Genomic DNA, 19,313 nt, shown 5'->3' with positions numbered 1-19,313 from the left:
GTTGATGTCCAACAATCTTAACAAACATTCAAATATTAGCGCAGAGGTGAATCGCGCCAGCAAAATACGGATTTACCTGAAATGCGTTTCACAGCCGCTGACATGTGAGTAAAATGTGCGCCACATTGAAGAAGGATAGTGACGTATGCGCATTCATATATTGGGGATTTGTGGCACTTTCATGGGCGGACTGGCAATGCTGGCGCGCTCGCTGGGCCATGAAGTGACAGGTTCGGACGCCAATGTGTATCCGCCGATGAGCACGCTGCTGGAGAAGCAGGGGATTTCTCTGATTCAGGGATATGACGCCAGCCAGCTCGAGCCGCAGCCGGATCTGGTGATCGTTGGTAACGCCATGACCCGTGGGAATCCATGCGTTGAAGCGGTGCTGGAACGTAATATCCCGTACATGTCTGGCCCGCAGTGGCTGCATGACTTTGTCCTGCGCGACCGCTGGGTTGTCGCCGTTGCCGGGACGCACGGCAAAACCACCACCGCCGGTATGGCGACCTGGATCCTCGAAGCCTGCGGCTACAAGCCGGGGTTCGTGATCGGCGGCGTGCCGGGGAATTTCGACGTCTCCGCGCGTCTGGGCGACAGCCCGTTCTTTGTGATTGAAGCGGATGAATACGACTGCGCGTTCTTCGACAAGCGCTCCAAGTTCGTGCATTACTGCCCACGCACGCTGATCCTCAACAACCTTGAGTTCGATCACGCGGATATCTTTGACGACCTGAAAGCGATTCAGAAACAGTTCCACCATCTGGTGCGCATTGTTCCGGGTCAGGGCCGCATTATCCTGCCGGAGAACGACATCAACCTGAAGCAGACTATGGCGATGGGGTGCTGGAGCGAGCAGGAGCTGGTTGGCGAGCAGGGGCACTGGCAGGCGAAAAAGCTCAACGCGGATGCTTCCGAATGGGAAGTGCTGCTCGACGGCGAAAAAGTGGGCGAAGTGAAGTGGGGCCTGGTGGGCGAGCACAATATGCACAACGGCCTGATGGCGATCGCCGCGGCGCGTCACGTGGGCGTACTGCCTGCGGATGCCGCCAATGCGCTGGGTTCGTTCATTAACGCCCGCCGCCGTCTGGAGCTGCGTGGTGAAGCGAATGGCGTGACGGTGTACGACGATTTCGCGCACCACCCAACCGCCATTCTGGCGACGCTTGCCGCATTGCGTGGCAAAGTTGGCGGCACCGCGCGCATTCTGGCCGTGCTGGAACCGCGTTCGAACACCATGAAAATGGGGATATGCAAAGACGATCTCGCGCCGTCCTTAGGGCGTGCCGACGAGGTCTTCCTCCTGCAACCGCAGCATATTCCGTGGCAGGTGGCCGAAGTGGCCGACGCTTGCATTCAGCCAGCGCACTGGAGTGCGGACGTGGATGTCTTAGCGGATATGGTGGTGAAAGCCGCACAGCCTGGCGATCACATTCTGGTGATGAGCAACGGCGGGTTTGGTGGGATCCATCAGAAGCTGCTGGACGGTCTGGCGAAGAAAGCCGCGGCCGCAGAGTAAAAAAAAGCCCGGTGGCGCTAGCGCTTACCGGGCCTACATTTCTTCGCACGACCTTGTAGGCCGGATAAGGCGTTTACGCCGCCATCCGGCGCAAACCCGCACAGTTTACTCTTCGTTCTCAGACAGCTCGCGCAGATACTGGAAAATCAGACGCGCAGACTTCGGCGGCTTATTCCCTTCTTTCTCTTTCTTCGCGTTACGGATCAAAGAACGCAGCTGCTGGCGGTCGGCATTCGGCCACAGGTTCAGCACTTCAGGTACCGCGTCATCACCTTGCTCGATCAGACGGTCGCGGATCTGCTCCAGCTTATGGAACAGCGCAACCTGCTGGTTGTGGCGGTTCTTCAGTTTATCCAGCGCCTGACGGATCGGCTCCACGTCGCGCTGACGCAGCAGTTTCCCGATAAGCTGAAGCTGGCGGCGACGCCCTTCTTTCTTGATTTTCTGTGCCAGTTCAATGGCATCACGCAGATCCTGGTCGAGCGGGATCTTATCCAGCGCGTTCTTACCCAGTTCTACCATTTCTGCGCCAAGCTGTTTTAACTCTTCGGCGTCACGTTTAATTTCACTTTTACTGACCCAGATGATCTCATCATCTTCGTCTTCGATGTCATCACCGGGAACGTCGTCGAGCCAGTCTTCGGGCTGCTTAGTCATGTCAGGCTCCTTAAAAAAAGAGGCTAATGTTACCAGTTAAGACGCGCACTGAAAAACGGTTCTCTGTTAGACTTCACTTAACTCTCTCTTACAGTATGGCATTTGCGATGAAAGTAACCTCACAAGTTGAAGCGCAGCGTAAGATCCTGGAAGAAGCCGTCTCCACCGCGCTGATGCTCGCTTCAGGTAAATCAGATGGCGCCGAAGTGGCGGTCAGCAAAACCACCGGTATTAGCGTGAGCACCCGCTATGGCGAAGTGGAGAATGTAGAATTTAACAGCGATGGCGCGCTGGGGATCACGGTGTATCACCAGAATCGCAAAGGCAGCGCGTCGTCTACCGATCTCAGCCCGGATGCCATCGCCCGTACAGTGCAGGCGGCGCTGGATATCGCGCGGTACACCTCCCCGGATCCTTACGCTGGCGTGGCTGATAAAGAGCTGCTGGCGTTTGACGCGCCGGATCTCGATCTGTTCCATCCGGCGGAAGTGACCCCGGATGAAGCCATTGAGCTGGCCTCGCGCGCCGAGCAGGCGTCTTTGCAGGCTGACAAACGCATCACCAATACCGAAGGCGGCAGCTTTAACAGCCACTACGGCATCAAAGTGTTTGGTAACTCCCATGGCATGTTGCAGGGGTACTGCTCAACCCGCCACTCGCTTTCCAGCTGCGTGATCGCCGAAGAGAACGGCGATATGGAGCGTGATTACGCGTATACCATTGGCCGCGCGCTGGGGGATTTGCAGTCTCCGGAGTGGGTGGGAAAAGAGTGCGCCGAACGTACGCTGTCACGCCTCTCGCCGCGTAAACTCTCCACCATGAAAGCCCCGGTCATTTTTGCCAACGAAGTGGCAACCGGTCTGTTTGGTCATCTGGTGGGGGCGATTGCGGGTGGTTCGGTGTACCGTAAATCGACCTTCCTGCTCGACTCGCTGGGCAAGCAGATCCTGCCGGAATGGCTGACCATCGAAGAGCACCCGCACCTGCTGAAAGGGCTGGCCTCCACGCCGTTCGACAGCGAAGGCGTGCGCACGGAGCGCCGGGATATCGTTAAAGACGGCATTCTGACCCAGTGGCTGCTGACCAACTACTCCGCGCGTAAGCTGGGGCTGAAAAGCACCGGGCACGCGGGCGGCATTCATAACTGGCGCATTGCCGGGCAGGGCCTGAATTTTGAACAGATGCTGAAAGAGATGGGCACCGGTCTGGTGGTCACCGAGCTGATGGGGCAGGGCGTGAGCGGTATCACCGGCGACTACTCTCGCGGCGCAGCGGGCTTCTGGGTGGAAAACGGTGAAATTCAGTATCCGGTGAGCGAAATCACCATCGCCGGCAACCTCAAGGACATGTGGCGCAATATTGTTACGGTCGGTAACGATATTGAAACACGCAGCAATATTCAGTGTGGTTCTGTATTACTGCCGGAGATGAAAATCGCCGGGCAATAATCCCCGTAAAAGCGTGATTTATAATAAAAAAGGAAGTGAGCAATGCGTAAACACCTGTTAGCGATCGTCGCGGCTTCAACGCTGGTTCTTGGTTCATCTGCGTTTGCTGCCGATCTTGAAGACAACATGGACATCCTCAGTCAAAACCTGAAGGTGGTGCAGAAAACCGACGATGCGGCGGAGATGAAAGACGCACTGACCAAAATGCGTGAAGCGGCGCTGGATGCGCAAAAAGCGACGCCGCCGAAGCTGGAAAGCAAAGCGGCGGACAGCGCCGAGATGAAAGACTACCGCCACGGTTTTGACGTGCTGGGCGGCCAGATCGACGGCGCGCTGAAGCTGGCGAACGAAGGCAAAGTGAAGGAAGCCCAGGCGGCAGCCGACCAGTTTGCGGCGACCCGCAACGCGTATCACAAAAAGTATCGTTGATAGTCTGGATGAGCGGGGCGCGTTAAGCATCCCCGCTCACACTCTTCTCCCTCCCCATAAGAAAACCTTATCCACGTCACATTTCTACGAGCCTGCTCGTAATCTTTTCCACTCCGCTTACCTGTTTAGTGCCGCGTAATAGCGTGATATTCATCACGTAAATCCAGCGATTAATCCAGATTCACCGCATTTATGTGGCACAGATCACTGCCGCGGCTCGCCTTTCCACTTCGAAGTGGAAAACAACTCGCTACAAACAACGCCCCCTCGACGTTAGTTTTATTCCAGAGCCATTAACGGGGTAAGACGAGTGATTAACGGAGCGGTAATGAACGACGTTGGGGAACAGGCGGTGCAAACAGAACAGCTCGCGAACACCATGCTTCAGCAGGTCTACGCCCTGCTGGCCCGGCACAACATCATCCCCAACGCGGTACAGGAGCAGATGCTGACCTCCCACGTTCGCGCAATGGCGCACCGGTCTGTGACCGGCGAGCCGCTGCCGGAGGTTGAAGCAGAGCTGTTCGACGAAATTTCACCAGATTCAATGCAACTTGCCCGTGAAGTGGTAGCGCAGTTTGGCAATCTTCCTGATGAAGAAGCCTGGCTGCTCTCCGTTCACTTCGAAGTCGCGAAAGACAACCTTTAAGGAGCAACACATGGAACAGATTACAGTCGTGATTGGCGATCGCCTGGGTAAAGGTCAGAAAGTGGCTGCGGGTGTGGAAAAAGCCGGCGGACGCGCGGTTGTCGTACCGGGCATGGCAGCGGATATGAAGCTCGGTGACGTGATGAAAGCAGAAAACGCCACCTTCGGGATCTCGTTCTGCGGCAGCGGCGGCGCGGGTGCCATCACCGCCCAGACCAAATACGGCTACAAGGCCAAATACGGCATGCGCTCCGTGGATGAGGGGGTGACCGCTATCAACGAAGGCTGCAACGTGCTGGGCTTTGGCTTTATGGATAAAGAAGAGCTGGGCGAGCGTCTGGTACAGGCGTGGCAGAAGAAATACGGCGCGTAAGCATGAAAGAACAGTTCACGACCACGGTGAGAGTGAAGGGGAAGGGCGATGCCAAAGCGCGCGCCTTTGCCGACGCCCTCAACCACGTACAGGCCGCGGTGATGAAAGCCTCACCGCATATCTTACTGCGTATTGAGCCACAGGGTGTGCAGGTTGTTCAGGCGCAAGAAGCGGTGCGAAAAGAAGCGTTTTTGTTCTTCTTTCTGCGTCGGGAAAGACGCACCTACAGCGTGGAGCTGGATGTGACCGTCAACGTGACCGCCATCAATCTCGACCAGGTGGATTTCGTCACGCAACGCTGATTATTCATAAAAGGGCAGACTGATGTTCTTAATTATATTAATAAAATCGCTCATCATTGGCGGCCTGGTTGGCGTCGGTGTTGGAGCCGGGGCTGCACGCATGTTTCATGCGCCTACCACTCAGGGTATGGGCGCGTTTCGTACATTGGGGGAACTGAACTCCTGTGAAGGGGATCCGGCGTCCCACTTCTCCTTTGGGTTAGGTTTCTTCTTTAACGCCTGGGCCTCTTCCGTGGCCGCAGGTGCCTTCACACAGGACGTTGACCACCGCATCATCCCGAACTGGGGTGCTGCTGCACTGATGATCAAAAACCGTAACGTCGGTGAAACGCTGCATGACCCGCGCAAAATGGCGATTGCCTGCGGCATTATCGGCATGATTGTCGTGACCTTCCTTAACCTGACCGCCTCCTCCGTTCCGGCTGCGCTTCAGGTCACCGCCGTGAAGGTGCTGGTGCCTGCCGCGAACCTGCTGGTCAACACCGTGATGCCGGTGATCTTCTGGCTGGCAGCCATCGACGCGGGTAAAAAATCGGGCTTCTGGGCCACCATCTTTGGCGGCGCAGCGCAGCTGATCATGGGTAACGCCGTGCCGGGCCTGGTGCTGGGGATCCTGATCGGTAAAGGCGTGGAAGAGAGCGGCTGGAACCACGTCACCAAAGTGATGATGGCGGCGATCGTCCTGCTGTTCGTGCTGAGCGGCTTCTTCCGCGGCTTCGACATGAAGATGATCGAATCCTTCCATCTGACCGTGCCGAACTGGCTCGACATGATCCACAACTCGCTCAGCGGTAAATAACAGGAGCCTCTAAATGGAACAGAATAAAGGTTTTTGGTATGCCGACTGGTCGTTCCCGATCTTCGTTGGCCTGCTCTCCTCCGGCGTCTTCGCCGGGACGCACATGTACTACCTCTACGGCATCGGCGCGTTTAACGAAGTGGCCTTCGTGGCGATGCTGAAAGCGGGAATCGATACCGGCGTTTACGGCGCGGTGGCGGCGTTCGGCGCAAGCTTCCTGTTCGCCCGTATCATCGAAGGGTCGCTGGTCGGGATTCTCGACATCGGCGGGGCGATCCAGACCGGCGTGGGCCTCGGCGTACCGGCGCTGCTGCTGGGCGCGGGGATCATGTTCCCGGTGACCAACTTTATTGCCTCGCTGATTACCGGCCTGGTGATTGGTCTGGCGATTGGCTACGTCATCATCCTGGCGCGTAAGTTCACCATCAACCAGAGTAACTCCACCTACGGTGCAGACGTGATGATGGGCGCGGGTAACGCCTCCGGCCGCTTCCTCGGGCCGTTGATTATCCTCAGCGCCATGACCGCCTCCATTCCAATCGGCGTCGGTTCCCTGGTGGGCGCGCTGCTGTTCTACATCTGGCAGAAGCCGATTACCGGTGGCGCCATCCTCGGCGCAATGATTTTGGGCTGGCTGTTCCCGGTCGCCCTTTAATACCTGCGGGCGCTTCGGTGCCCGCCTTATCAGGAGAACCCCATGTTTGATCTACTCCTGCGCCGTGCGCGCCTCGCCGACGATACCCTGACCGATATCGCCATTCAGGACGGGAAGATCGCCGCGACAGGCCAAATTGACGCTCCCGCTCGTAAAACGGTTGAGCTTAACGGTGACGTGTTCGTCAGCGCGGGCTGGATTGACTCCCACGTCCACTGCTACCCGAACTCCCCGATCTACCACGACGAGCCGGACAGCGTGGGCATTGCCACCGGCGTCACCACCGTGGTGGACGCGGGCAGTACCGGGGCCGACGACGTGGATGATTTTTACGCCATCACCCGCAAAGCATCCACCGAGGTGTTTGCCCTGCTGAACATCTCCCGCGTGGGGCTGATTGCCCAGAACGAGCTGGCCAATATGGCCAATATTGATGCTGATGCGGTGAAGCAGGCGGTGACGCGCTACCCGGATTTTATCGTCGGCCTGAAGGCGCGCATGAGCAGCAGCGTGGTCGGTGAAAACGGCATTACCCCGCTGGAGCGCGCGAAAGCGATTCAAAAAGAGAATGGCGACCTGCCGCTGATGGTGCACATCGGCAACAACCCGCCGAACCTTGATGAGATTGCCGAGCTGTTAAGCTCCGGCGACATCATTACCCACTGCTACAACGGCAAGCCCAACCGCATTCTGACGCCCTCCGGCGAGCTGCGCGCCTCCATTACGTCTGCGCTGAAGCGCGGCGTGCGTCTGGACGTCGGCCACGGCACGGCGAGCTTCAGCTTTGAGGTGGCGAAACGCGCCATCGCGATGGGCATTCTGCCGCACACCATCAGCTCGGATATCTACTGCCGCAACCGCATCAACGGCCCGGTCGGCTCGCTGGCAAGCGTGATGTCGAAATTCCTCGCCATCGGCATGTCATTGCCGCAGGTGATTGACTGCGTCACCGCCAACGCCGCAGACGGCCTGCGCCTGACGCGCAAAGGCCGCATTCAGCCTGGCCTCGACGCTGACCTGACGCTGTTCACCCTTAAACGCCAGCCGACGGTGCTGACGGATGCTGAAAACGACAGCCTGCAGGCTGAACACATTCTGGTGCCGCTTGCCGCGATCCGCGCGGGCAAGGGCTACATGACCGAACAAGGGAGCACGGAACATGCCTTCGATTTATGAGAAGTACAACTTAAAGCAGGTTATCAACACCTCTGGCCGCATGACGGCGCTGGGTGTCTCCACGCCGCGCCCGGAGGTGGTGCAGGCGGCGATGGACGGCATGAATCACTATTTCGAGATAAAGGATCTGGTCAATAAAACCGGCGAATACATCGCGAAGCTGCTGGAGGTGGAAGGCGCAACGGTGGTCTCCTGCGCGTCAGCGGGCATTGCCCAGTCCGTGGCGGCGGTACTGGTGAAAGACAGCGACTGGCTGCTGGAAAACCTGCACGTCACACCGATTGAGAACAACGAGATCGTCCTGCCGAAAGGCCACAACGTTAACTTTGGCGCGCCGGTAGGCACCATGGTAGCGCTGGGCGGCGGCAGGCTGGTGGAAGCGGGCTACGCCAACGAATGCTCTGCCGATCAGCTGGCGGCAGCGATCACCCCGCGTACAGCGGCTATCCTCTACATTAAATCGCACCACTGCGTGCAGAAAAGCATGCTTAGCGTTGAGCAGGCGGCGGTCGTGGCGCGTAAACACGATCTGCCGCTGATCGTTGACGCCGCGGCGGAAGAAGATCTGCATACCTATTACCGATCCGGCGCCGATCTGGTGATCTACAGCGGCGCGAAGGCGATTGAAGGGCCAACCAGCGGCCTGGTGATCGGCAAAACCCAGTACGTTGAGTGGGTGAAGCGCCAGACGGCGGGCATTGGCCGCGCGATGAAGGTGGGCAAAGAGGGGATCCTCGGCCTGACCTGCGCCATCGAACACTACCTGACGGCCACCAGGGAGAGCGGGGCCGAGATGGTGGCGAAAATGACGCCGTTTATTGACGCGCTCAACACCCTGAACGGCGTCACCGCCCGCGTGGTCTGGGACAGCGCGGGTCGCGATATCGCGCGCACCGAGATTAAGTTTGACGAAGCGACCACCGGCGTCGGCACCGGTGAACTGGTGAACGCGCTCAAGCAGGGCGAATACGCCATTTACTTCCGTGGCTATAAAGCTAACGAAGGGATTATCGAAGCGGATGTGCGCAGCGTGAATGCTGACCAGCTGAACATCGTGTACCGCCGCATTAGCGAAGAATTAGGACAGGAGAAAAAAGCATGAAACTGACCCCCAACTTTTACCGTGACCGCGTCTGCCTGAACGTGCTGGCAGGATCGAAAGCCAACGCCAGCGCCATTTACGAGGCGGCGGAAGGTCATGTGCTGGTGGGCGTGCTCTCCAAAAATTACCCCGACGTGGCGAGCGCCGTCGCGGATATGCGCGAGTACGCGGCACTGATTGATAACGCGCTCTCCGTGGGGCTGGGCGCAGGCGATCCGAACCAGTCGGCGATGGTGAGTGAAATCTCCCGCCAGGTACAGCCGCAGCACGTCAATCAGGTCTTTACCGGCGTGGCCGCCAGCCGCGCGCTGCTGGGGCAGAATGAGTCGGTGGTCAACGGCCTCGTCTCCCCGACCGGTACCGTCGGCATGGTTAAAATTTCCACCGGCCCGCTGAGCAGCAACGCGCCGGACGGCATTGTGCCGGTGGAAACCGCGATCGCCCTGCTGAAAGATTTTGGCGGAAGCTCAATCAAGTACTTCCCGATGGGCGGCCTCAAGTGCCGTGACGAGTATAAAGCGGTGGCGGAAGCCTGCGCCCGTCACGACTTCTGGCTGGAGCCGACCGGGGGAATCGATCTGGAGAACTTTGAGGAGATCCTGCAGATCGCCCTGGACGCGGGCGTGAGCAAAATCATCCCGCATATCTACAGCTCGATTATCGACAAAGCCAGCGGCGACACGCGTCCGGAAGATGTGCGTACGCTGCTGGCGATGACGAAGAAGCTGGTGAAGTAGAACCTGCCCCTCACCCCAGCCCTCTCCCCAAAGGGGAGAGGGTGTAATCGTCCCCTCTCCCCTTTGGGGAGAGGGTTAGGGTGAGGGGAAACACACCGCACACACCCGAAGGAGCCACCATGCACACCCGTACCCTGCTTGTCGCTTCACTCTCAATGCTCGCCACCGCCGCTGTCGCCCAGACGCAATACGCCTGGGTGGGTACCTATAATCCCAACGGCGAAGGGCTGTACCGTTTTACCGTCGACCCGCAAACCGGCGCGCTCGATAACAAAACGCTGGTGAGCCAACTCCCGAACGCTGCGCAGCTTACCGTCTCGCACGACGGCAAAACGCTCTACCTGGCAAGCGAGGTGGAGCAGGGCGTGGTGCAGGCGTTGCGAATAGGCGATAACGGCGCGCTGAGCGAGCTGAATCAGGTGGCCTCCGGCGGCGCGGGGCCGGTGTATCTTTCCCTGACGCCGAACGGCAAACATTTGCTGGTGGCGAACTACGTCAGCGGATCGATCGCGGTGCTGCCCGTTAACGCAGACGGCAGCCTGGGCGATGCTACGGACACCCATCAGGACAAAGGCGAACCGGGCGCGGCAAAGCCGGAAGCTGCCGTCGAGGGCAGTTTCGCCATCAGCGATCATAACGGCCCTCACGCGCACATGATCGCCGCCGATCCGAGCGGGAAATACGTTTTTTCCACCGATTTGGGGCTGGATCGCATCTATCAGTACCGTTTTGACGATCGAACCGGAAAGCTGACCCCGAACGATCCGCCGTTTATAAGCGCATCCTCAAAAGGGGCCGGGCCGCGCCACTTCGTCTTTACGCCGAAGGGGGATGCCCTGTGGCTGATTAACGAAGAAGCCTCTACGCTCACCCATTATGCGCTGGACAGCAACGGCAGGCTGCAAGAGGGTAAAACGGTTTCAGCCTTGCCGGACGGTTATAAAGGCACCAGTTTTGCTGCCGGGCTGGCGCTAAGCGCCGACGGGAAACAGCTGTATGTCGCTAACCGTTTGCATAACAGCATCGGGCACTTTACCGTAACGGCGGAGGGCACGCTGACACATCAGGACGATGTCTGGACGCGGGGCGACTATCCGCGCACCCTGACGCTTGATAAGCAGGGGCGATGGCTGTACGTCATGAACCAGCGCAGCGACAACATTACCCGTTTCCGCGTGGCGCCGGACGGCAAGCTGAGCGCCGAGCCAGACTATACCCCGGTCGGCAGCCCATCCCAGATGGTCATTTCACCCTGAGCAGTAAGAGGACAACGACGTGCGATTTCCGAACCAACGTTTAGCACAACTTTTCGATCTGTTGCAAAACGAGACGCTGCCGCAGGACGAGCTGGCGCAGCGGCTGTCGGTCTCCACGCGAACCGTCCGGGCGGATATCACCGCCCTGAACGCGCTGCTGGCCAGCCATGGCGCGCAGTTCATTTTGAGCCGGGGCAACGGCTATCAGCTCAAAATCAATGATGTGGTGCGCTATCAACAATTGCAGTCGTCCCACCCGCGCGCGCTGCGTATTCCGCGAACCGGACCGGAGCGTGTGCACTATCTGGTGGTGCGTTTTCTGACGTCAGCCTTTTCCCTCAAGCTGGAGGATCTGGCCGATGAATGGTTCGTCAGCCGGGCCACATTGCAGAGCGACATGGTGGAAGTACGCGAGTGGTTTCACCGTTACAACCTGACGCTGGAAACCCGCCCGCGCCACGGCATGAAGCTGTTTGGCAGCGAGATGGCGATCCGCGCCTGCCTGACCGACCTCCTGTGGGAGCTGGCGCAGCAGGATAGCCTGAACCCGCTGGTGACCGACGTGGCGCTCAACGCGGGCGTGGCGGAAAAGATGGTCCCTGTCCTGCACGACGCGCTGACGCGCCATCACATTCGCCTGACCGATGAAGGCGAGCTGTTCCTGCGCTTGTACTGCGCGGTGTCGGTGCGGCGCATCAGCGAGGGGTATCCGCTGCCGGAATTCCACGCTGAAGACGTGGAAGAGAACGTACGCGAGGCGGCGAAAGATATCGCCGTGGCTATCCAGGAGCTGGCGGGCAAAGCGCTTTCACCATCGGAAGAGAGCTGGCTGTGCGTGCACATTGCGGCGCGGCAGATCCAGGAGATCGCCCCCAGCGCCATTAATGCTGACGACGACGAAGCCCTGGTCAACTATATCCTGCGCTACATCAACACCCACTATAACTACAACCTGTTGAGCGACGAGCAACTGCATGCAGATCTGCTCACGCACATCAAAACCATGATTACCCGCGTGCGGTATCAAATCATGATCCCCAATCCGCTGCTGGATAACATCAAGCAGCACTACCCGATGGCGTGGGATATGACCCTCGCGGCGGTGTCGAGCTGGGGCAAATACACGCCGTATGTGATCAGCGAAAACGAAATTGGTTTTCTGGTGCTGCATATCGGTGTCGGTCTGGAGCGCCACTACAACATCGGCTACCAGCGTCAGCCGCGCGTGCTGCTGGTATGTGACGCCGGTAACGCGATGGTGCGCATGATCGAGGCGGTGCTTCAGCGCAAATACCCGCAGATTGAGGTGACGCGCACGCTCACCCTGCGCGAGTACGAACTTGCCGATGCCATCGGCGAAGACTTCGTGATCTCCACCGCTCGCGTGAGCGAAAAATCCAAACCGGTGGTGATAATCGCCCCGTTCCCGACCGATTATCAGTTAGAGCAGATCGGCAAGCTGGTGCTGGTGGACCGTACCCGTCCGTGGATGCTGGAGAAATACTTCGACGCGGCCCATTTCCGCATTCTCGACAAGCCTGTCGACCAGCAAACGCTGTTCCGCGAACTGTGTGGGCAGCTTGAAAGCGAAGGCTTTGTCGGTGCGGAATTTCTGGAATCGGTTATCGAGCGTGAAGCTATCGTCAGCACTATGCTCGGCGACGGCATCGCGCTGCCGCACTCCCTCGGCCTGCTGGCGCAAAAAACGGTGGTCTACACCGTGCTGGCGCCGCAGGGCATTCAGTGGGGAGATGAAACCGCCCATGTCATTTTTCTGCTCGCCATCAGCAAAAGCGAGTACGAAGAGGCAATGGCGATTTACGATATTTTTGTCACTTTCCTGCGTGAACGCGCGATGGCGCGCCTGTGCCAGTGCGAAGACTTTGCGGCATTTAAGGCTGAGGCAATGGAGAGTGTGAGTCGGTTTTGACGTTCAGGCGGACAGCGGATATCCGCCTTCATTCAACGCAGATGATGCACAACCTGGTTGCTGCTGCCGCGCCAGATAAGCATAGGATCTTTTAGATCCTGCACGAACTTGCCGTCGACCAGGACGTTAATCAGATCCACCACTTCCTTCTGCTGCGCATTCAGTTCATCCAGCTTATAACCCGTCCAGACCCAAATGTCTTTTCCCGCGCACTCGCGGCGGATGCGTTTTACCAGCTTCAGGATCGCCGGCACGTTTTGCGGATGGAGCGGGTCGCCGCCGGAGAGCGAGATCCCCTGACGTTTAATGCGCGTGTCGTTCAGGTCGTTGATGATGCGGTCTTCCATCTCAGCGGTAAACGGCATACCCGAGTTCAGGCGCCAGGTGCTTTTGTTATAGCAGCCGGGGCACTCGTGAACGCAGCCTGATACAAAGAGGGTGCAGCGGGTGCCGGGGCCGTTGACGATGTCGACGGGGTAGTACTGGTGATAGTTCATCGCGAATAACCACGCCGGGTGGCGCTGCGCTTACCCGGCCTACAAAAGAGAGCGGTCCGTAGACCCGGTAAGCGCAGCGCCACCGGGCATTAACGTGGCAGCGGATTACCCGATCTGCCCATTCCCCAGATGTTTCACCCTGCGCTTCACCTCTTCCTGCTTACCGGCGTTAAACGGACGGGCGTCCGGGCTGCCGAGGTAGCCGCACACGCGACGGGTCACGGAGACGCGGGCTGCATCGTGGTTACCGCATTTCGGGCAGGTGAAGCCTTTGCTGGTGCACTCGAACTCACCGGTAAAGCCGCACTCGTAGCACTCGTCGATTGGCGTGTTGGTTCCGTAGTACGGCACGTGCTGATAGCTGTAATCCCACACGTCTTCCAGCGCCTTCAGGTTGTGCTGAATGTTCGGGTACTCGCCGTAGCAGATAAAACCGCCGTTCGCGATGGGCGGATAAGCCGCTTCGAAGTCGATCTTGTCGTACGGGTTCACCTTCTTCTCCACATCGAGGTGGAAGCTGTTGGTGTAGTAACCTTTGTCGGTCACCCCTTCCACGATGCCGAACTCGGCGGTATCCAGACGGCAGAAGCGATCGCAGAGGTTTTCGCTCGGCGTGCTGTACAGGCTGAAACCGTAGCCGGTTTCCTCTTTCCACTGGTCTACCGCATCGCGCAGGCGCTGCACAATCGCGATACCTTTCTCACGCAGGGCGTCGTTGTCATAGATGTGCTTGTCGCCAAACAGCGCGTTAATGGTTTCGTGAATGCCGATATAGCCGAGAGAGATCGACGCGCGACCGTTTTTGAAGATCTCCGACACATCATCATCCGCCTTCAGGCGCACGCCGCAGGCCCCTTCCATATAGAGAATTGGCGCGACGCGGGCTTTCACCCCTTCAAGGCGGGCGATGCGGGTCATCAGCGCCTTACGTGCCAGCTGTAAACGTTCATCCAGCAGCGCCCAGAAGGCCGCTTCATTACCTTTGGCTTCCAGCGCGATGCGCGGCAGGTTCAGGCTGATGACGCCCAGGTTGTTGCGCCCGTCGTGGATCTGCTCGCCGTTCTCATCCTCGTACACGCCGAGGAAGCTGCGACAGCCCATTGGCGTTTTAAACGAACCGGTGACTTTTACCACCTGGTCGTAGTTCAGAATGTCCGGGTACATACGCTTGCTCGCGCACTCCAGCGCCAGCTGTTTGATGTCGTAGTTCGGATCGCCAAACTTGTGGTTCAGGCCGTCGCGAATGGCGAACACCAGTTTCGGGAACACCGCCGTTTTACGGTTTTTACCGAGGCCGGAGATACGGTTACGCAGAATAGACTGCTGGATCAGGCGTGATTCCCAACTGGTTCCGAGGCCAAACCCGAAGGTCACAAACGGCGTCTGGCCGTTGGCGGTGTGCAGCGTGTTTACTTCATATTCCAGCGACTGGAACGCGTCGTAGCACTCTTTCTCGGTGCGGGAACGGGCATAACCGTCGGCGTCCGGGATCTGCCACTCTTCCGCCGTTTTACGGTGTTTGTTGAAGCTCTCGGTCACGAACGGGGCCAACACTTCATCGATGCGATTAATGGTGGTGCCGCCATAGATGTGGCTCGCCACCTGGGCGATAATCTGCGCCGTGACCGCCGTCGCGGTGGAGATGGATTTCGGCGGCTCAATCTCGGCGTTACCCATTTTAAAACCCTGGGTCAGCATGCCTTTCAGGTCGATCAGCATGCAGTTAAACATCGGGAAGAACGGCGAGTAGTCGAGATCGTGGTAGTGGATCTCACCGCGCTCGTGCGCCGAGACTACATCGCGCGGCAGCAGGTGCTGGCGGGCATAGTGCTTGGCGACGATACCAGCCAGCAGGTCGCGCTGGGTCGGGATCACTTTGCTGTCTTTATTGGCATTTTCATTGAGCAGCGACGAGTTGGTTTGCTCTACCAGGCCGCGGATCTCCTGGTTCAGGCGACCGCGTTTCTCACGCTGGACGTCACGGTCGTGACGATACTCAATGTAGGCGCGCGCCAGCTGCTTGTACGGACCAGACATCAGCTGGTTTTCAACCGCGGTCTGGATCTCGTTGATATCCACCTGGCTGCGTTCGTGCATCTGGCTGCTAACGACTTCTGCGACGGTGGCGCAGTAATCTGCGTCATCGACTCCCGCTGCTTTAGCTGCACGCAGAATGGCTTCTTTGATGCGCTCTGATTTAAACGGCACTTTACAGCCATCACGTTTCATCACATGCGGTGTCATGATCACTCCATTTTAAAAACAGGTTATCCACAGAGGTGGAGAAGTATTCACCGGGCGTATTCCTCGCCGAGGCAAAGACTTCCCGCGTGCCCAGCTCGTGTTATCCACAATTCCGGCCAGCGTTCGCGCCGTCTTGTTGTTGGAATAGTAGACGATAAATACAAGATGTTGGGTCGGCGTGCATTTTAAGTGCTACATATAGTGATTTGCATCAAACATGTTTGCGATTTTTTTGATGCAGGACAAAGTAAAAAGACGAGAGTACAAACGGCGGGCGCTGAGGCAATTGTAAAGACATGAAGGAAAAATCTGATTAATTATTCAACAAAAACAAGCGCTCAGCAGAGCCTGTGCTGAGCGCTGCTCGATTAACTCACCCCGCAGACCCAGCTCAACCCTGCCTGTAAAAAGGCTGCGGTAGCAATACTGCCCAGCACCACGGGGATGAGAAAGGAGCGATCGGGGCCATCGTCCTGTACTGGCGGTTCTTCAGCATTCAGGACGGACAATGCCTCTTCCCGGGTGCGCGCCGCCAGAAGCTGCTCACGCACCCGCTCATCCGTTAGTCTGCTGGTCAGCGTCGTCAGCAGTTGCATATGCGTACTGCCTGCTTCCGCTGGCGGAATGGCGAGCAGGAAAACCATTCTCACCTCTTCATCACCTTCCAGCCCCGGCCAGCATATCGGATCGTCAAAGAGCGCCAGACAAAATGCTGCCTGTAGAACCGCCTCGGTTTTACCGTGCGGGACGGCGAGTGCTTCACCCAGCGCGGTAGGACCTTCACTTTCGCGTTGTAAAACGCTTTCGATAAATGCCTCTCGATCGTTGATGACATTCTGCCTGGCGAGCGGCTCGGTGAGCCAGCGGATCAATGCTTCAGGCGTACGTTGGGGCGGGTTGATAAACACCCGATCGGGATGCGTCAATGCCAGCAAGTTCATATTAAGCCTCAATCAAAAAATCGCAGGTTGCGGAAGGTGAGATCGCTGTTACCGGTTGCACGGGCTCTTCCAGATAGTTGATCTGACGAAGCCCCGCCAGACTTGTCGGAACGGGAACCGGCTGTGTCCCGGCGTTAAATACGCGTAAGACGGTGCCATGCAACTGCTGCGCATGGGGCAGTGCGGAAAGGATGAGCGGCTCTGGCAAGGTCAGTAGCGAGAATTCTGCCGGAAGCCTGCGTTCGGGCAGACGCAACGCAAAGCGCTCAAGACGGCTATCGAGCGTGTGTAACGCTTGCGGTTGATAGGAAAAAGGCTGTCCAGCCGCCTGATTTTCCAGCTGGCGCAGCGTGAGGTGGTCGGCGTTGTCGGCCAGCGCGACGGTGAATGAAAAGTGCAACGGTTTCAGCAACTGGGCATCAGGAGTCTCAACCACCGTATTATTGATGCCGGAGGCCCGACCCGGTCGCCACTCGAGATCGCTGCGTCCGAGCACGCCCGTCGATTTAAACATCGTCAGGGCAATAGCTGCTGGTTCGCTGCCGATAATCTGAAATTCTTTCATGCCACGGCTAGTCACAACCAGCGCTTTACCCGGTTCCGTAACAGCGATAATGCCCTCGCTGGTTTCGATATCCACGGGCTTCTCACGATAGCGTTCTTGCCATTTTTCACCGTCATATCCCGTTTCGCGCTGGATGATTGCGAAGGGCAGTGAGGCGATAGCGTGACGGGTGTGAATATCGCTGCCGATCAGTAAACGTAGCCGGTGATCGCAGTGGCTGTTTTCCAGCGAAGCCTCGACATACAGGTTCGGATCGTCATGGCGTAATTCACAGACCAGACGAATGGATAACGGCGTTCGTGCCGTTTCCTGACGGCTGGCGAGATCCTGCGGAAGAAGCATTGTGGCCTCGACGGTTAGCTTTTCGACAAGCTTCGTTTTCACGCCGTCGACGAGCGTAAAATGCGAACAGCGCGTCGGTGTGTCGCCTGCAAGCGGCGAAAAATCGTAGCTGTCGCCCGCATCAGCACAGTCTTCGAGAGTAAAGAAAGAGGGGATGCGTCTGCCGCTGCGTTTGTCTTCCAGGGTAAGCGTTCCGGCGTCCAGCGACAGTCGATAATGCGCGTTTTCAATCTCGCTGCCCTTTATCTTTTCAGGCTCCTGAAAAGGCGCACGGTCATCTACAACGTTAACGGTGAGATAGCCGATCGGCGGCAGAACCGGTGTCTTTACCGCTACGTGCCAGCGGTAATAAGGGGGAATGGCCGTTTCGCACTCGCCCTCGGCGGTAAGGGAGATCGCCGTTCCGCCGGGCAGAATATCCCTTCTCAGGACGTCGAACGGGATGGGCAGCCCCTGATACGTCAGGGCGATATTATCAGCCCGGCTATACAGGGTGGTTATCACCACGCGCTGCGTTGGGGTAGCCAGCGGGTTAAAAATCAGCAGGTCGCCTTCCTGAGCGCAGGCGGCGGCCAGGGTTTTCACCACCAGGTTCCACAGGCTATGGCACAGCTGTTCGGTTTGTTCCAGACGATGCAGAATGTCGCGGTTGGTGGCATCGCTATTGCAGCCGCCAATTGAATCGTGGGCATGGTTTCGCAACAACTTTTTCCAGAGGGTATCGACCACCGAGAGGTTCACCGGCAGCCCCTGATGACGCGCCATGGCGATTGTCGGCTCCAGCTGTCGCAGGATGAACTGTTCGACTTCATCATTTTTCTTTTTGATGTCGTAGCGCACGGATCCGATCGTTTTATGGATGCGGGTATAGCGCGGCGATTTCAGCTCTCCTTCCCAGAGTTCAAACTGTTCACGCCGCGCGCGCAGAATATCGACGTAGCGCTCCAGCGAACTGATAACGTACCGGTCTTCATTAGGGGAGCGTGCGCTGGCGATCTGTAAAATTTTCGGCAGCGCCGGGTCGATACTGACCTGATCGCCGCCGCAGGGCAGCAGCAGGTCATTTATTCCGGCCCGCGAGCGCAGGAGATTGACCATCGGGAAGATTTTTCCCTGCAAATGGCTCGCGTCAGAGGAGATGTTTTTAGCCGCGCCGTAACCGAATGCCATCGCGCAGGCGATAACGGTCGCACCTGACGGCGCCCGCCACAGGAACTGGCTGCTTTTCGCCTGTCTGTCGTGATCGATGCCGCGCCAGAAGACGATGTTGTCGATATTGCAGCCCTGCAAAATCGTGGGCATTTGCGCATTGTGGCCGAAGGTGTCCGGAAGATACCCGACCTGCATGGCGTGCCCCAGCTTACGGGCGGCGAAGATGCCGTACTTGAGATTGCGAATAATGGATTCGCCATGCACGTTGTAGGTGTCCGTCTGGGTATACCACGGCCCTACAAAGATCCTTTTTCCTCTGACCAGTTTTTCCAGCCTGGCGCGATAATCGGGATTGATGACGAGAAAATCCTCCACTCCCGCCATCTGTCCGTCAAGGTGATAGCAGGTGTAAGCGGGGTCCTGCTCCAGCGTGTCGATGACGTCCGCAAAGTTATATGACGCCAGCACCATGCTGTCCTGGCGGGTGAAATACCACTCCTGATCCCAGTGCGTATGGGCAATGACGTGGATCTGATTCAT

At 57.9% G+C, this 19,313-nt stretch carries 18 protein-coding genes; 13 read left to right on the top strand and 5 right to left on the bottom strand.

Translation table 11 applies throughout. The annotated features are described in order from the left end of the window. The first annotated feature begins 145 nt into the window (after window positions 1–145). On the top strand, window positions 146–1,519 hold the full coding sequence (gene mpl, locus IPZ49_RS03425) for a UDP-N-acetylmuramate:L-alanyl-gamma-D-glutamyl-meso-diaminopimelate ligase (protein WP_022646859.1): 1,374 nt from the start codon (window positions 146–148) through the stop codon (window positions 1,517–1,519). Window positions 1,520–1,624: 105 nt separating this feature from the next. On the opposite strand, the gene yjgA is transcribed toward mpl, so the two are convergent. Next, on the bottom strand, window positions 1,625–2,176 hold the full coding sequence (yjgA, locus tag IPZ49_RS03420; protein WP_003856072.1) for a ribosome biogenesis factor YjgA: 552 nt from the start codon (window positions 2,174–2,176) through the stop codon (window positions 1,625–1,627). Between the two features lie 95 nt (window positions 2,177–2,271). On the opposite strand from yjgA, the gene pmbA reads away from it, so the two are divergent. From pmbA to IPZ49_RS03360, 12 genes are all read left to right on the top strand, one after another. Continuing rightward, window positions 2,272–3,624 (top strand): metalloprotease PmbA, encoded by a 1,353-nt coding sequence (gene pmbA / locus IPZ49_RS03415; RefSeq protein WP_023299182.1) that lies wholly within the window; start codon window positions 2,272–2,274, stop codon window positions 3,622–3,624. A 42-nt stretch (window positions 3,625–3,666) separates the two neighbouring features. Then, on the top strand, window positions 3,667–4,053 hold the full coding sequence (cybC, locus tag IPZ49_RS03410; protein WP_193762833.1) for a cytochrome b562: 387 nt from the start codon (window positions 3,667–3,669) through the stop codon (window positions 4,051–4,053). A gap of 310 nt (window positions 4,054–4,363) precedes the next feature. Further along, window positions 4,364–4,702, top strand: a complete 339-nt coding sequence (locus IPZ49_RS03405) for a PRD domain-containing protein (RefSeq protein WP_026080657.1) — start codon at window positions 4,364–4,366, stop codon at window positions 4,700–4,702. 10 nt (window positions 4,703–4,712) lie between these two features. Continuing rightward, window positions 4,713–5,075, top strand: coding sequence for an SFCGS family glycine-rich protein (locus IPZ49_RS03400; RefSeq protein WP_006810339.1), 363 nt, complete (start codon window positions 4,713–4,715; stop codon window positions 5,073–5,075). Between the two features lie 2 nt (window positions 5,076–5,077). After that, on the top strand, window positions 5,078–5,377 hold the full coding sequence (locus IPZ49_RS03395) for a DUF4312 family protein (RefSeq protein ID WP_047354580.1): 300 nt from the start codon (window positions 5,078–5,080) through the stop codon (window positions 5,375–5,377). Between the two features lie 22 nt (window positions 5,378–5,399). Continuing rightward, the gene (locus IPZ49_RS03390; RefSeq protein WP_006810337.1) at window positions 5,400–6,176 is read left to right on the top strand and encodes a DUF4311 domain-containing protein; all 777 of its coding nucleotides are present in this window, start codon (window positions 5,400–5,402) and stop codon (window positions 6,174–6,176) included. 13 nt (window positions 6,177–6,189) lie between these two features. Continuing rightward, on the top strand, window positions 6,190–6,831 hold the full coding sequence (locus IPZ49_RS03385) for a DUF4310 family protein (protein WP_003856081.1): 642 nt from the start codon (window positions 6,190–6,192) through the stop codon (window positions 6,829–6,831). A 42-nt stretch (window positions 6,832–6,873) separates the two neighbouring features. Further along, on the top strand, window positions 6,874–8,007 hold the full coding sequence (locus tag IPZ49_RS03380) for an amidohydrolase/deacetylase family metallohydrolase (RefSeq protein WP_032625226.1): 1,134 nt from the start codon (window positions 6,874–6,876) through the stop codon (window positions 8,005–8,007). Then, window positions 7,991–9,109: a DgaE family pyridoxal phosphate-dependent ammonia lyase gene (locus tag IPZ49_RS03375; protein WP_058677081.1), complete on the top strand. Its 1,119-nt coding sequence runs from the start codon at window positions 7,991–7,993 to the stop codon at window positions 9,107–9,109. The genes IPZ49_RS03380 and IPZ49_RS03375 overlap by 17 nt, the downstream gene beginning before the upstream one ends. Continuing rightward, window positions 9,106–9,846, top strand: coding sequence for a KDGP aldolase family protein (locus IPZ49_RS03370; RefSeq protein ID WP_022646864.1), 741 nt, complete (start codon window positions 9,106–9,108; stop codon window positions 9,844–9,846). Before IPZ49_RS03375 ends, IPZ49_RS03370 begins: the two co-directional genes overlap by 4 nt. 119 nt (window positions 9,847–9,965) lie before the next feature. Beyond that, on the top strand, window positions 9,966–11,102 hold the full coding sequence (locus tag IPZ49_RS03365) for a lactonase family protein (protein WP_063146637.1): 1,137 nt from the start codon (window positions 9,966–9,968) through the stop codon (window positions 11,100–11,102). A 19-nt stretch (window positions 11,103–11,121) separates the two neighbouring features. After that, the gene (locus IPZ49_RS03360) at window positions 11,122–13,032 is read left to right on the top strand and encodes a transcription antiterminator (protein ID WP_023305322.1); all 1,911 of its coding nucleotides are present in this window, start codon (window positions 11,122–11,124) and stop codon (window positions 13,030–13,032) included. 32 nt (window positions 13,033–13,064) lie between these two features. On the opposite strand, the gene nrdG is transcribed toward IPZ49_RS03360, so the two are convergent. The 4 genes from nrdG to IPZ49_RS03340 form a co-directional block, all read right to left on the bottom strand. Beyond that, a complete protein-coding gene (nrdG, locus tag IPZ49_RS03355; protein ID WP_022646867.1) occupies window positions 13,065–13,529 on the bottom strand; it encodes an anaerobic ribonucleoside-triphosphate reductase-activating protein in 465 nt (154 codons plus the stop codon). Between the two features lie 105 nt (window positions 13,530–13,634). After that, window positions 13,635–15,773 (bottom strand): anaerobic ribonucleoside-triphosphate reductase, encoded by a 2,139-nt coding sequence (nrdD, locus tag IPZ49_RS03350; RefSeq protein ID WP_022646868.1) that lies wholly within the window; start codon window positions 15,771–15,773, stop codon window positions 13,635–13,637. 368 nt (window positions 15,774–16,141) lie between these two features. Beyond that, window positions 16,142–16,714: a PTS sugar transporter subunit IIA gene (locus IPZ49_RS03345; RefSeq protein WP_063146636.1), complete on the bottom strand. Its 573-nt coding sequence runs from the start codon at window positions 16,712–16,714 to the stop codon at window positions 16,142–16,144. Window position 16,715: 1 nt separating this feature from the next. Then, window positions 16,716–19,313: a glycoside hydrolase family 38 C-terminal domain-containing protein gene (locus tag IPZ49_RS03340; protein WP_063146635.1), complete on the bottom strand. Its 2,598-nt coding sequence runs from the start codon at window positions 19,311–19,313 to the stop codon at window positions 16,716–16,718.

Origin of the sequence: Enterobacter cloacae complex sp. S2, assembly GCF_015159675.1 — a bacterium.
Lineage (GTDB): Bacteria > Pseudomonadota > Gammaproteobacteria > Enterobacterales > Enterobacteriaceae > Enterobacter > Enterobacter intestinihominis.
The sequence above is the reverse complement of the archived record's forward strand: the minus strand, read 5'-3'. Positions and strand labels throughout refer to the sequence as shown.